The organism is Cupriavidus sp. AU9028 (genome assembly GCF_019795295.1).
In the GTDB taxonomy this organism is placed as follows: domain Bacteria; phylum Pseudomonadota; class Gammaproteobacteria; order Burkholderiales; family Burkholderiaceae; genus Cupriavidus.
In genome coordinates this window covers 123,147-136,610 of the sequence record NZ_JAIMCG010000008.1, presented here as the reverse complement: position 1 = coordinate 136,610, position 13,464 = coordinate 123,147, and the positions used below count along the sequence as shown (strand labels likewise).

Sequence of the window (13,464 nt, the reverse complement as noted above, 5' to 3'; positions counted from 1 at the left end):
GTGGCGGGAATGTCAGACAACGCCGCAATCGGTGCGCCAGCGCGCGTTACTGCCCGGATCGGCGCGCGCCTTTGAGCCCGCGCGCGACGGCACGCAGCGCGCTTTCGCCGGCCGCAACGCAGACGCCGCCGACGCAGATCACCGCGATGCCGAGCGCCGTGGTCCAGTCCGGCAATTGTCCGAAGACAAGGTAACCGACCGTGGTGGCCGAGATGATCTGCAGGTAGAGGAAGGGGCTGAGGAAGGACGCGTCGGCGTACTGGAAGGCGCGGATCACGAAGTAGTGCCCGAGCGAGCCGGTCACGCCGGAGGAGAGCAGCAGCACGCATTGCAGCGTGGTGGGCATCGCCTCGAACCAGAAGAACGGCGCCAGCAGGGTGGTCAGGCAGGCGCCGGTGATGCCGCTCTGGATCAGCGTCGTCATCGGCGCATCGTGCGCGGCAATGCGCCGCGTCAGCATCTGCAGGATCGCGAACAGCAACGCGGAGAACAGGCCGAGCGCCACGCCCAGCGGCGTCAGTTCGCCGCCGGGGCGCACCACCACCAGCATGCCGGCGAAGCCGATCAGCACGCCGGCCCAGCGGCTCAGGCGCGCGTGGCGGCCGGGCCGTTCGCCCAGCAGCCACGGCGACAGCGCGACGACGAACAGCGGGGCGCAGAAGTTGAGCGCAGTCGCCTGGGCCAGCGGCATCAGCTTGAGCACCGAGAAGAACACCAGCGTGGAAAGCAGCATCACGCCGCCGCGCAGCCATTGCAGCGCCGGCTGCGCGGGTCGCACCAGCGCACGGAAGCGCACCGGGCCTAGCAGCAGCACGATCACGACCACATGCATCAGATAGCGGACCCATGCCACGGCGACGACCGGCACGCCCTGCTGCGTCAGGGTCTTGCCGGTGGCATCGAGCAGCGTCAGGATCCATTGGCCGAGCACCAGCAGCGCGATGCCGGTCAGCAGTTGCCGCCGATCGGGGGTGGCGACGTAGGGCGGGGCGCCTGTGCTCATGCGAGCCGGTTCAGGCGGGCCCGGGCGGCAAGGAACAGCTCGCTGGCGACAAGACCGGCCGGCCCCTGGCCGGCGGCAACGAGATCGTCGGCGGCCTGCCCGTGCAGCCACACCGCGGCCTGCGCGGCGGCGGCGGGCGGCATGCCCTGGGCAAGCAGCGCGCCGATCATGCCGGCCAGCACGTCCCCGGTGCCGGCGGTCGCCAGGCCGGCGTTGCCGGTCGGGTTCAGTGCCGGCGCGTCGTCATCGACCGCGGCAACGATGGTGCCCGAGCCCTTGAGCACGATCACCGCTGCCCAGTCCTGCGCCAACCGGCGTGCGGCGCCGAGCCGGTCGCCCTGTACCTCCGCGACGTCGCAGCCAAGCAGTCGTGCCGCTTCGAGCGGATGGGGCGTCAGCACGCGAGGCTGCGATGCCTGCCGCAGTCGTGCCGCCAGCTGCGTATCGCTCGCGAGCAGATTGAGCGCATCCGCATCGAGCACCAGCGGATGGTCCGTATCGAATGTGGCGAGCAGAGCGGCCACGGCGCTTTCGCCGCTGCCCAGTCCGGGGCCGGCGACGATGGCGGACAGCGCATGCAGCGGCAGCTCCGCCGCCGCATGCAGCATCAGTTCCGGATGCAGCGGATCGAAGGCGGGTGCACCGGCGGCAAGGAATCCGACGTGGACGCGGCCGGCACCCAGATGCAGCGCCGCGCGGGCGCCAAGCAGCGGCGCGCCCACCATGCCGGTATTGCCGCCGAGCACGCCGACCGTGCCGAAGCTGCCCTTGTGGCTGTCATGCCGGCGCCTCGGCAGCAGGCCGGCAAAGCGCGCCGGCGTGTTCAGCCAGGCGGCCGGGGTCCGCGCGCCCGGGCCGGGCAGACCCAGTGGCGCCACGTCGATGGCGCCTGCGCGGTCGCGGCCGTGCGCGGTCAGCAGGCCGGGCTTGGCGGCAAGGAACGTCAGCGTACGCACGGCCCGCACGGCGAGCGGCGCGGCGCCGGTGTCGGCCGACAGGCCGCTGGGCACGTCGAGCGCATAGACGCGCTTGCCAGATGCCGCGGCCTCGTCAAGGCGACGGATCCACTGCGCCACCGGACCGTCGAGCGGCGGCCGCCCGGGGCCGGTGCGCAGGCCGATGCCGAGCAGGCCATCGACGATCGCCGTCACGTCGTCCGGCCACGCCGGCGGGCTCTCCTCTTCGTACACGGTGCGCATCGGCACCCCGGCCTCGTCGGCTTCGCGCCAGGCGCGTGCCGCATCGTCGGGCAGGCGGGCGGGATCGGCAGTCAGCCACACGTCCACGGTGCGGCCCGCGTGGTGCAGCAGCGTGGCGGCGACCAGCGCATCGCCGCCATTGTTGCCGCCGCCGGCGAGCAGCAGCAGGGGGCCGGCAGGTTCATGGTGCCGCAGCCAGGCAGCCGCCGCGGCGCCAGCGCGCGCCATCAGCGTGAAGGGGGGCAGATCGGCCATTGCGGCCTGTTCGAGCGCGCGAATGGCGGCGGTGTCGTGCAGGGGAACCGGCCGGTCCGCCTGGGCATCGAGGGCCAGCCATTGCGGCGTGTGGTCGAACAGCTCGTCGCCATCAACAGGGGGAAGATCGTCGCGTTCGGTCATGGCAGAGGGTTCGGGCTTGAGGTTGGACGCCGGACGGCAGCGCGGCGAAAGCAGGCGTTTGCGCATCGTACCGGATCGGATTCTGTTGGGTTGCCGAACCGCGCGGAAGTTCGTCAGGCGGGGCCGAGCCCGTAGCGGGCTGGTGTCAGGCCCTCCATATCGATCTGCGGCCCGGGGCCTTGCCCGTTGGCGTGCGCCATCTGCGCGGCGAGCAGTTGTCCCGAGCCGCAAGCCATGGCCCAGCCCGTGGAGCCATGTCCCAGGTTCAGATACAGCCCGGCGATGCGGGTCGGGCCGATCAACGGCGGGCCGTCGGGCAGCATGGGGCGGGCGCCTGCCCACAGCGTCGCCTCATTGTAGTTGCCGGCACCGGGGAACCAGTCGCGTCCGACCTTGAGCAGCGTATGCAGCGCCGCGGGGCGAAGGTCCAGCTTGCGCGAGCCGAGCTCGGCGGTGCCGGCGAGCCGCAGCCGGTTGCCCATCCTCGTGATCGCCACCTTGTACGACTCGTCCATCAGCGCGGCAAGCGGTGCCTGCAACGGGTCGCGCACGAACACCGTGGCGGAGTAACCCTTGACCGGATACAGCGGCACGCGCAGGCCAAGCGGGCGCAGCAGCGCGGCGCTGTCCACGCCGGCGCAGACCGCGACGCGCTCGGCTGTCAGCGCATGCGGCTCGGTGCCTTGCGCGGGTTCGGCGGGCCGCAGTTGTACCGTGATTCGCCCGTCGGTCTGCACCTCGATGCGCTGGACCGTCGTTTCCATCAGGAAGCGGACGCCGGCCGCTTCCGCATGCTGGCGCAAGCGCCGGGTAAACATCGGGCAGTTGCCGGACTCGTCTTCGGGAAGATGCAGCCCCCCGGCCAGCGGCGTGCCGGCGGCCAGGCCCGGCTCGATGGTGCGGCAGGCCGCGGCATCGAGCAGCTGGTGCGCCACGCCGTTCTCGCGCAGCAGCGCCAGCGCCGGTTGCGCCATCGCCAGATCGCGCTCGGTGCGAAACAGCTGCAGGTAGCCGCGCGATTGCTCGTAGTCGATGCCCAGACGGTCGCGCAGCTCGTGCAGGCAGGTACGGCTGTAGAAGGCGAGCCGCTGCATCCGCAGCTTGTTGACGCGATAGCGCGAGAGCCGCGTCTCGCCCAGCCAGCGCGCGATCCAGCGCCACATCGCCGGGTCGGCGCTGGGGCGGAACACCACCGGCGAGGCGCTGGCGAACAGCGTGCGCAGTATCTTGGCCGGCATGCCGGGCGCCGCCCAGGGGGTGACATAGCCGGGGGCGATCACGCCCGCGTTGCCGAAGCTGGTCTCCTGCGCCGGCGTCGGCCGACGGTCGATCACCGTCACCTCGAAGCCGGCTTCGCGCAGGTACCAGGCCGAGCAGACGCCGATCACGCCGGCGCCGATCACGATGGCATGCATGGTTTGCCTACATCTTCATCTGCGCGGGCAGATATGTCACCAGCCCGGGGAAAGTCCAGATCAGCAGCACGGCGACCACCATCATCAGGAAGAAGGGGAAGGCGGCCCAGGCGATATAGGTGATATTGCGCCTGGTCATCCCCTGCAGCACGAACAGGTTGAAGCCGACCGGCGGCGTGATCTGCGCCATCTCCACCACGATGACGATGAACACGCCAAACCACAGCAGGTCGATGCCGACCGCCTGGATGGTCGGCAGCAGCACCGCCATGGTCAGCACCACCATCGAGATGCCGTCGAGGAAGCAGCCCAGCAGGATGAAGAAGACCGTCAGCACGACGATCAGCATGAAGGGCGACAGCTGCAGGCTGACGATCCACTCGGCGAGGTTGCGCGGCAGGCCGATGAAGCCCATCGCCAGCGTCAGGAAGGACGAACCGGCCAGGATCAGTGCGATCATGCAGTACAGGCGCGTGGCCGACATCAGCGAGTCGCGGAAAGTCTGCCAGCTGAGGGTACGCTGGCAGGCAGCGAGGATCAGGGCGCCCACCACGCCGACCGCCGCCGCTTCGGTGGCGGTGGCAAAGCCGGCGTAGATCGAGCCGAGCACCGCGCCGATCAGCAGCACCACCGGAACCAGGTGGCGCGATTCGACCAGCTTGGCATGCAGGTCCAGACGATGTTCCGGTACCGGAATCTGGTCGCGGTGACGCCATCCCCAGAAGGCGACATACCCCATGAACAGCGCCGCCAGCAGGATGCCGGGCAGCACGCCGCCGATGAACAGCTTGCCGATCGATACATCGGCGGTGACGCCGTAGACGATCATGATGATCGACGGCGGAATCAGCAGGCCCAGCGTGCCGGCGCCGGCCAGCGAGCCGATTGCGATCGATTCGGGATAGCCGCGTCGCGCCAGTTCCGGCAGCGAGATCTTGCCGATGGTCGCGCAGGTGGCCGCGCTGGAGCCGGACACCGCGGCGAAGATGGTGCAGCCGATCACGTTGACATGCAGCAGGCGCCCGGGCAGCCGTTGCAGCCAGGGCGCAAGACCGCGGAACATGCCTTCGGACAGGCGCGACTTCAGCAGGATCTCGCCCATCCAGATGAAGAGGGGCAGCGCAGTCAGGGTCCAGCTGGACAGCGAGCCCCATACCGTCAGCGCCATCGATTCGCCCGCGACCCGGTCCGTGAACAGCTCCATCGCCCCCCAGGCGACGCCGAGGATGGCAATACCGATCCAGACGCCGGAGCCAAGCACGGCGAAGATGGCGACGATCAGGAGGAGGGTGATCCAGAGATCCATGGCGGTCATTCCAGGGCGCCGGGCTGCGTGGCCGGGCGCCGATCAGTTGTCAGGGCGGGCAGTTGCGGTGCAGGCATCGTTCTGTGCCGGCGTCATTCGGTGCGGGCCAGTTCGTCGCTGTCCTCTTTGGCGAGCCGTCTGGTGCGCAGCACGTAGACCAGCTCTTCCGCGAAGGCGACGAAGAGCCCGAACAGGCCGATCGCCATCGACAGCTGGGGAATCCACAGCGGCGTGGCATCAGTGTTCTGCGAGATGTCATGGTAGAGGTGCGAGTCGTAGACCAGCTTGCCGGCGTAGTAGGTGAAGTACGCGGAGAGCAGCGTGGCGACGGCCAGGCAGAAGATCTCCACATAGACGCGCGGCTTGCCGTGCAGGCGCTGCAGGAACAGCGTCACGCGGATATGGTCGCCCTGGCGCAGCGTCGCGGCCAGTGCGAGGAAGGAGCCCGCGGCCATGAAGTACCCGGCATAGGCATCGCCGCCATCGATCTGGAAGTTGGCGAAGCGTCCGACGATGATGGCGATCTCGATCGCCAGTGTCAGGAAAATGAAGAAGCCGGCCAATGCCGCAAGGCCCTGGTACAGCCATTGAAAGCGCGAGATCATGTCGGGGATACGGGCAAGGGTTGGGCAGGAAAGCGGAGGGCGCCGGCATACGCAATCGCGCCGTACCGGACCGGGCTGCTGCGCGGTACGGTACGGCGCGGACTGGCGCTGGGGATCCGGCGTCCCCCACGCGGCTTACTTGCGGTAGGCGGCGATGATTTCCTTGCCGTCGGCGCCGGCCTTCTTCTCCCATTCGGCCAGCAGCTCGTCGCCGATCTTCTTCATGTCCGCCTGCAGCTGCGGCGTCGGCTTGACGATGGTCATCTTGTTCTTGGCCAGCGTATCGAGCGACTGCTGCGTGTATTCGCGCATCCGTTGCCAGCCGCGCGTTTCGGCCTCGCGCGAGGCCTTCAGCAGCGCGTCCTGGCTCGCCTTGTCGAGCTTGTCGAACTCGCGCTTGTTGACGATCACCATGTTCTTCGGCAGCCAGGCATCGACCGTGTGGAAGTGGGTCAGGCTTTCCCAGACCTTGCTGTCCACGCCAGTGGCGCCCGAGGACATGAAGCTGTCCACCACGCCGGTGGCCAGCGCCTGCGACAGTTCGGCGGCCTGGATGGTCATCGGCTGCGCGCCAACGGCCTGTGCGATCCTTGTCGTGGCCGGATTGTAGGCGCGCCATTTCAGGCCCTTCATGTCGGCCGCCGAGCGGATTTCCTTCTTCGCGTAGATGCCCTGCGGCGGCCAGGCGACGGCGTAGAGCAGCTTGAGGTTCTGCCGGTCGAGCAGGCGCTCCAGGACCGGCCGCTGGGCCTGCCACAGCTTGTACGAGGCATCGAAGCCGGTAGCGAGGAACGGCACGGCGTCCACACCGAACAGCGGATTCTCGTTCTCCAGCAGCGACATCAGGACTTCACCCGCCTGCGCCTGGTTGCTCTGCACGGCGCGCTTGATCTCGTTGGCCTTGAACAGCGAGCCGTTGGGGTGCAGCGTGATGACGAGCTTGCCCTGCGTGGCGGTGTTGACGTCCTTGACCAGCTGCTCGAGGTTGGCCGTATGCGGATTGTTGACCGGGTAGCCGGTCGGCAGATCCCATTTGACCTGCGCCTGTACTGGCGCCGCGAGCGCGATGGCGCCGGCCATCACGCCGCCCGCCCACATTGTCTTGAGCCATCCCCTGCGCTGCATGGTGTTTCTCCTTGGTTCGATGCGGCTTGCGCCGTCGTTGTGTTCCGGTCCCGGCTGACGGCAAGGCGGGCGGGATGCCGGCGTGCCTAGTGGCGAATCAGTGATTCCAATGCAAGCGCCGTGCCCAGCAGCCGTCCGTCCTGCATCGGCCCGTGGCTCAGCATGACGCCGACTGGCAGCGTGTCGGGCGCGTGGCACGGTATGGAAATGGAGCAGCCGTCGAAGAAGTTGATCACCGACGGATTGCGCAGCAGCAGCGCATTGGTGCGGGCAAATAGCTTGTCGTCCTCGATCAGCGGGGCCAGCTCCGGCGCAATCACCGGCACCGTCGGGCAGATCAGCGCGTCGTAGGGCGCGAGCCTGGCCTGCATGCGCAGGCCCCAGTCGGCGCGCGCACGGACCAGGTCGACATAGTCGGCTGCGCCGATCGACGCGCCGCGGTCGATCCGGGCCGCTACGCGTGGATCGTAGCCGGCGCGGCGCTGTGACAGTGTGCCGCGGTGAATCGCATACGCTTCGGCGGCGGTCAGGCCGCCTTGTGCATTCAGGACCGACAGCTCCAGCAACTCGGGCAGATCGACGGACTCCACCGTCACGCCCGCCGCCTGCAACCGTGCCATGACGCGGTCAAATGCCGCGGCCACGGTGTCGTCCATATCGTCGAGCATCAGTTGCCTGGGTACCGCCAGCCGGAGCGCGCGAGGCTGGCGCAGTTCCGGCAGGACCGGCGCGTCCGCGATCACGCCATCGACCACCACGCAATCCGCGACGGTGCGCGCCATGGCGCAGGCGGTATCGAGCGAGTAGGACAGCGGGAAGGCGCCCTGCAGCGGCACGCGACGCGCGGTCGGCTTGAAGCCGGTCAGGCCGCAGAGGGCGGCGGGAATGCGGATCGACCCACCGGTATCGCTGCCCAGCGCCACGACGGCGGTGCCGAGCGCGACCGAGGCGGCCGCGCCGGAGGACGAGCCGCCGCAGATCCGGGCGGTGGCGCGGTCGTGCGGATTGACCGGCGTGCCGAAATGCGGGTTGATCCCGACGCCCGAAAACGCGAACTCGGTCATATTGGTGCGGCCGACCAGCGCGGCGCCAACCGCCCGCAAACGGGCGATCACCGGCGCATCGCGGCTTGCCGGTGCGGCGTCGTCGCGCACCACGGCACCCGCGCGGGTCACGTCGCCCGCGATGTCGAACAGGTCCTTGACCGATACCGGCAGTCCGGCCAGCGGATGCAGCGTCTTGCCGGCCAGCGCCGCCGCGTCGGCAGCCGCGCAAACGGCGCGCGCCGAGTCGAACGATGTCTGCAGGAAGACCGCGTCGGCCTCGGGCTGCGCGGCGCGTTGGGCCGCCTCGTCGAGCAGGGCGGCGCGCGTGCAGCGCGTCTCGCGCAGGGCGCGGTTCAGGTCCTCGATACTGTGCAGCATGGCTGCGGACATCGGCATGGTCTCCGGGTTGAAGCGGATGGATTGGGCAGCAGGGCGATAGCGCTGGGTCGGCGCCGCGCCCCTTCAAGGTGCGGCCGACGAAACCGGCCCGGGTTTTGTGCATGAAATGCACCTGAAAACGCCGGGAAATTATTCCGCGAGGCCGCAGCAAAATTCTGTCGCTGCCGGGTATTCATCCTCATAATTTGTTTATAAACTGTCAAGCCGAAATTGCGGCTGTGCCCTCCGGGGAACTACCTACGAGGCGCCGGCCGGCGACACCGATCCCCAGCGTGGCGACCCGCCGCCTGTGCCAGCAACCACCGATTGCAGGAGTGTTGTCCCATGGCTCGCAAGTCCAGCAGTCGCGACGAAGCCGGCGCCCCCGAGGCTGACGCCACCACCGCCGACACGACCGCCAACACGACCGCCAACACGACCGCCACCGCTACCGCGGCGGCGCCCCGGCGCGGCCCCAGCATCGTCTCCTCGTCCCACCTGGTGTCGCCCCGCAGCCCGGAGCTGTCCGAGTTCGAGTTCGGCCTGAACACCGCCTACAACGCCTACAGCCGCTGGGTGGTTCGCTGCATGGGAGCGGCGGGGGTGCGCGACCTGACTTTCCTCGACGTGCTGGTGCTACATCACGTCAACCATCGCGGCCGCGCCAAGCGCCTGGCCGACATCTGCTTTGTCCTGAACGTCGAGGACACGCACCTGGTCACCTACTCGCTGAAGAAGCTGCAAGGCATGGGACTGGTCGCCGGCGAGCGCATCGGCAAGGAAGCGACCTATCTGACCACCGCCGCCGGCAGCGAGGCCTGTGCCCGCTATCGGGAAATCCGCGAGCAATGCCTGACCAGCAACTTCACCGCGGGCAGCGCCGAGAACGACGAGATCGGCGAACTGGCGCGGCTGTTGCGCGTGCTGACCGGGCTATACGAGCAGGCGGCGAGATCGGCAACGTCGTTGTAGCCGCCCACATCGTCGCCGCATCCAGGCTTGACTGAACCACCACAGAGACTATCCGCGTGTCCCATTCCGCATCGCCCATGGCGCCTTCTTCTGCTTCGTCGTCCGCATCCTTGCCCGATCCCCGCTGGCAGTTCTGGATCGACCGTGGCGGCACCTTCACCGATATCGTCGGGCTGCGGCCCGATGGCGCCGTGGTGGCGCACAAGCTGCTGTCGGAGAACCCCGAGCAGTACGCCGATGCGGCGGTGGCCGGCATCCGTCATCTGCTGGGGCTGCAGGCGAACGAGCCGATCACGCCGGCACGGGTCTCGGCGGTCAAGATGGGCACCACGGTGGCGACCAATGCGCTGCTGGAGCGCAAGGGCGAGCCGACCGCGCTTTTCATCACGCGCGGGTTTCGCGACGCGCTGCGGATCGCCTACCAGAACCGGCCACGCCTGTTCGATCTGCATATCGTGCTGCCCGAGCTGCTCTACAGCGAGGTGGTGGAAGTCGACGAGCGCGTGGGCGCGCATGGCGACGTGGTGCAGCCACTCGACGAGAGCGCGCTGCGTGCACGGATGCAGGCGGTGCTCGCCAGCGGCATCCGTTCGATTGCCATCGTGTTCATGCATGCCTATCGCCATACCGAGCACGAGGCCGCGGCGGCGCGGATCGCCCGCGAGCTTGGCTTTGGCCAGGTCTCGGTGTCGCATGAAGTATCGCCGCTGATGAAGCTGGTCCCGCGTGGCGACACCACGGTCGTCGACGCCTACCTGTCGCCGATCCTGCGGCGCTATGTCGAGCAGGTCGAGCGCGAGATGCCTGGCGTCAACCTGCAATTCATGCAGAGCAGCGGCGGCCTGACCGATGCCCACCGCTTCCAGGGCAAGGATGCCATCCTGTCCGGCCCGGCGGGCGGGATCGTCGGCATGGTGCGGGCCTCGCAGCGCGCTGGCTTCGGGCGCATCATCGGCTTTGACATGGGCGGCACCTCCACCGACGTGTCGCACTTCAGCGGCAGCCACCCCAACGATTTCGAGCGGGTGTTCGAGACCAGCGTAGCCGGCGTGCGCATGCGCGCGCCGATGATGAGCATTCATACGGTGGCGGCCGGCGGCGGCTCGATCCTGCATTTCGACGGCAGCCGCTATCGTGTCGGCCCGGATTCGGCCGGTGCCAATCCGGGACCGGCAAGCTACCGCCGCGGCGGGCCGCTGGCGGTGACCGACTGCAACGTGATGCTGGGCAAGATCCAGCCGGCGCACTTCCCCTCGGTGTTCGGACCGGCCGCCGATGCACCGCTGGACCGCGACACCGTCGTGGCACGATTCGAGGAACTGGCGGCGCGGATCGCCGAGGCGACCGGCGACGCGCGCACCCCCGAGCAGGTGGCCGAGGGCTTCATCGAGATCGCGGTGGGCAACATGGCCAACGCGATCAAGCAGATCTCGGTGCAGCGCGGGCACGATGTCACCGGCTACACCCTGACCACCTTCGGTGGCGCGGGCGGTCAGCACGCCTGCCTGGTGGCCGATGCACTGGGCATGCAAACGGTGTTCGTGCATCCGCTTGCCGGCGTTCTGTCGGCCTATGGCATGGGGCTGGCCGACCGCACCGCGATGCGGGAGCTGACCATCGAGGCGCGGCTGGACCAGGACGCGGTCGCGTCGTTGGCGTCGAGTCTCGACATCCTTGCGCAGCAGGCGCGCGACGAACTGCTGGAGCAGGGCGAGGAGGCCGGACGCATCGAGGTGCTGCGCCGCGTGCATCTGCGCTATGACGGCACCGACTCCGCGCTGATAGTGCCGTTCGGCGATGCCGCCGCCATGCGCATCGCGTTCGAGGCCGCCTATCGGCAGCGCTACGCCTTCCTGATGCCGGACAAGGCGCTGATCGCCGAGGCGGTGTCGGTGGAAGCGATCGGCGTGGCGCAGGCACCGGACGAGCGCCCGGCGGCGCAGTCGCCGCGCAGTGGGGAGGCAGCCGCCACCAGCACCGTGCGGATGTTCAGCGGCGGGCAATGGCACGACACCGCGCTGTATCTGCGCGAGACGCTGCGTCCGGGCGACCGGCTGCCGGGGCCGGCCATCATCGCCGAGCAGAACGCGACCACCGTGGTCGAGCCGGGCTGGCTGGCCGAGGTCACGCCGCTCGATCACCTGGTGCTGACCCGGGTGGTGCCCCGCCCGCAGCGGCGTGCCATCGGTACCGGTGCGGACCCGGTGATGCTGGAGGTGTTCAACAACCTCTTCATGTCGATCGCCGAGCAGATGGGACTGCGCCTGCAGAACACGGCGTATTCGGTCAACATCAAGGAGCGGCTGGATTTCTCCTGCGCCATCTTCGATGGCGATGGCAACCTGATCGCCAATGCGCCGCACATGCCCGTGCATCTGGGCTCGATGGGCGAGAGCATCAAGACGGTGATCGCGCGCAATGCCGGACGGATGAAGGACGGCGACGTGTACGTGCTCAACGACCCGTACAACGGCGGCACCCACCTGCCCGATGTCACCGTCATCACGCCGGTCTTCGATGCGGGCGGGCGCGAGGTGCTGTTCTACGTCGGCTCGCGCGGGCATCACGCCGACATCGGCGGCATTACACCGGGCTCGATGCCGCCGGATTCCACCGAGGTCGAGCAGGAGGGCGTGCTGATCGACAATTTCCTGCTGGTCGATGGCGGCGTGCTGAACGACGCCGGCATGCGCGCGCTGCTGGCCGGCGCGCGTTACCCGGCCCGCAATGCCGAGCAGAACATGGCCGACCTGCGCGCCCAGGTGGCAGCGAACGCCAAGGGCGTCGAGGAACTGCGCAAGATGGTGGCCCATTTCGGGCTGGACGTGGTGCGCGCCTACATGGGCCACGTGCAGGACAACGCCGAGGAGGCGGTGCGGCGCGTGATCACGGCATTGAAGGACGGCGAGTATTGCTATCCGCTGGACAACGGCGCGCAGATTCGCGTGAAGGTCAGCGTCGACCGGGAGCGACGCGAGGCCGTGGTCGACTTCACCGGCACCTCGGAGCAGCTTGCCAACAATTTCAACGCGCCCAGGGCGGTGTGCATGGCGGCGGTGCTGTATGTGTTCCGCACGCTCGTCGATCAGGATATTCCGCTGAACGCCGGCTGCCTGAAGCCGCTGCACGTCATCATTCCGGAAGGGTCGATGCTCAATCCGCGCTACCCGGCCTCGGTGGTGTCAGGCAACGTGGAGACGTCCTCGTGCATCACCAACGCGCTGTACGGCGCGCTGGGCGTGGTGGCGGCCAGCCAGGGGACCATGAACAACTTCACCTTCGGCAACGATCGCTACCAGTACTACGAGACGATCTCGGGCGGCAGCGGCGCGGGCGACGGGTTCGACGGCTGCGATGTGGTGCAGACCAACATGACCAACTCCCGGCTGACCGATCCGGAGGTGCTGGAATGGCGCTTCCCGGTGCGGCTGGACAGCTACGAGATCCGGCACGGCTCGGGCGGGAAGGGGCGCTGGCATGGCGGCAATGGCGGCGTGCGGCGCGTGCGGTTCCTGGAGCCGATGACGGCGTCGATCCTGTCGAACAACCGGATCTATGCGCCGTTCGGCATGGCCGGGGGCGAGCCGGGGGCGCTGGGGCGCAATCTGGTGGTACGCGCGGACGGCCGGGAGGAAGTGCTGCCGCACGTGGCGCGCACGGAGATGGCGGCGGGGGATGTATTCGTGATTGAAACCCCGGGCGGCGGGGGGTACGGGGCGCAGTAGGGTGGCGGGCACCCGTTGCCCTCTCCCCAGGCCCCTCTCCCGCAAGCGGGAGGGGGGAGCGAACCGCCAGCGTTGCGCTTAACCGCCGGTGTTCTCCCCTCTCCCGCCTGCGGGAGAGGGGGCGGGGGAGAGGGCATTGGGCGCCCATTCCCCGCACGGCGCTCAAGCAAGCCCCATGGCAGCACCACACGTGCCGCCCCCGCCGCTTCCCTCCACCTCGCCCCCGGCAGCGATTCCCCCCGGCAGGGTACAATAGCGGTTTTGCCGGCTCCGCCGGCTGGCGCAGGGGTC

General features: G+C 68.8%; 9 protein-coding genes. 2 read left to right on the top strand and 7 right to left on the bottom strand.

What is annotated here, in order from left to right; translation table 11 throughout:
- Positions 1–46 precede the first annotated feature (46 nt).
- From K6V06_RS11125 to K6V06_RS11095, 7 genes are all read right to left on the bottom strand, one after another.
- Entirely contained in the window at positions 47–1,003 is a 957-nt protein-coding gene (locus K6V06_RS11125) for a DMT family transporter (protein WP_222243323.1), read from the bottom strand.
- The gene (locus K6V06_RS11120) at positions 1,000–2,601 is read right to left on the bottom strand and encodes an NAD(P)H-hydrate dehydratase (RefSeq protein ID WP_222243321.1); all 1,602 of its coding nucleotides are present in this window, start codon (positions 2,599–2,601) and stop codon (positions 1,000–1,002) included. Before K6V06_RS11120 ends, K6V06_RS11125 begins: the two co-directional genes overlap by 4 nt.
- A 113-nt stretch (positions 2,602–2,714) precedes the next feature.
- Complete coding sequence (locus tag K6V06_RS11115) at positions 2,715–4,016, bottom strand: D-amino acid dehydrogenase (protein WP_222243319.1); 1,302 nt, start codon at positions 4,014–4,016, stop codon at positions 2,715–2,717.
- Between the two features lie 7 nt (positions 4,017–4,023).
- Positions 4,024–5,322 (bottom strand): TRAP transporter large permease, encoded by a 1,299-nt coding sequence (locus K6V06_RS11110; protein WP_222243317.1) that lies wholly within the window; start codon positions 5,320–5,322, stop codon positions 4,024–4,026.
- Between the two features lie 92 nt (positions 5,323–5,414).
- Positions 5,415–5,927, bottom strand: a complete 513-nt coding sequence (locus K6V06_RS11105; protein WP_222243315.1) for a TRAP transporter small permease — start codon at positions 5,925–5,927, stop codon at positions 5,415–5,417.
- A 135-nt stretch (positions 5,928–6,062) separates the two neighbouring features.
- Entirely contained in the window at positions 6,063–7,052 is a 990-nt protein-coding gene (locus K6V06_RS11100) for a TRAP transporter substrate-binding protein (RefSeq protein WP_222243313.1), read from the bottom strand.
- Between the two features lie 86 nt (positions 7,053–7,138).
- On the bottom strand, positions 7,139–8,494 hold the full coding sequence (locus K6V06_RS11095) for an amidase (protein ID WP_222243311.1): 1,356 nt from the start codon (positions 8,492–8,494) through the stop codon (positions 7,139–7,141).
- Between the two features lie 327 nt (positions 8,495–8,821).
- Here K6V06_RS11095 and K6V06_RS11090 point away from each other — a divergent pair, with 327 nt between their 5' ends.
- Positions 8,822–9,448, top strand: coding sequence for a winged helix DNA-binding protein (locus K6V06_RS11090; RefSeq protein ID WP_222243309.1), 627 nt, complete (start codon positions 8,822–8,824; stop codon positions 9,446–9,448).
- Between the two features lie 77 nt (positions 9,449–9,525).
- Complete coding sequence (locus tag K6V06_RS11085; RefSeq protein ID WP_222243307.1) at positions 9,526–13,173, top strand: hydantoinase B/oxoprolinase family protein; 3,648 nt, start codon at positions 9,526–9,528, stop codon at positions 13,171–13,173.
- The last annotated feature ends 291 nt before the right edge of the window (positions 13,174–13,464 follow it).

What these genes read in the sequence shown, in the direction of transcription:
- K6V06_RS11125 (WP_222243323.1), bottom strand. Translation starts at nt 1,003, where the DNA reads ATGAGCACAGGCGCCCCGCCCTACGTCGCCACCCCCGATCGGCGGCAA.
- K6V06_RS11120 (WP_222243321.1), bottom strand. Translation starts at nt 2,601, where the DNA reads ATGACCGAACGCGACGATCTTCCCCCTGTTGATGGCGACGAGCTGTTC.
- K6V06_RS11115 (WP_222243319.1), bottom strand. Translation starts at nt 4,016, where the DNA reads ATGCATGCCATCGTGATCGGCGCCGGCGTGATCGGCGTCTGCTCGGCC.
- K6V06_RS11110 (WP_222243317.1), bottom strand. Translation starts at nt 5,322, where the DNA reads ATGGATCTCTGGATCACCCTCCTCCTGATCGTCGCCATCTTCGCCGTG.
- K6V06_RS11105 (WP_222243315.1), bottom strand. Translation starts at nt 5,927, where the DNA reads ATGATCTCGCGCTTTCAATGGCTGTACCAGGGCCTTGCGGCATTGGCC.
- K6V06_RS11100 (WP_222243313.1), bottom strand. Translation starts at nt 7,052, where the DNA reads ATGCAGCGCAGGGGATGGCTCAAGACAATGTGGGCGGGCGGCGTGATG.
- K6V06_RS11095 (WP_222243311.1), bottom strand. Translation starts at nt 8,494, where the DNA reads ATGCCGATGTCCGCAGCCATGCTGCACAGTATCGAGGACCTGAACCGC.
- K6V06_RS11090 (WP_222243309.1), top strand. Translation starts at nt 8,822, where the DNA reads ATGGCTCGCAAGTCCAGCAGTCGCGACGAAGCCGGCGCCCCCGAGGCT.
- K6V06_RS11085 (WP_222243307.1), top strand. Translation starts at nt 9,526, where the DNA reads ATGGCGCCTTCTTCTGCTTCGTCGTCCGCATCCTTGCCCGATCCCCGC.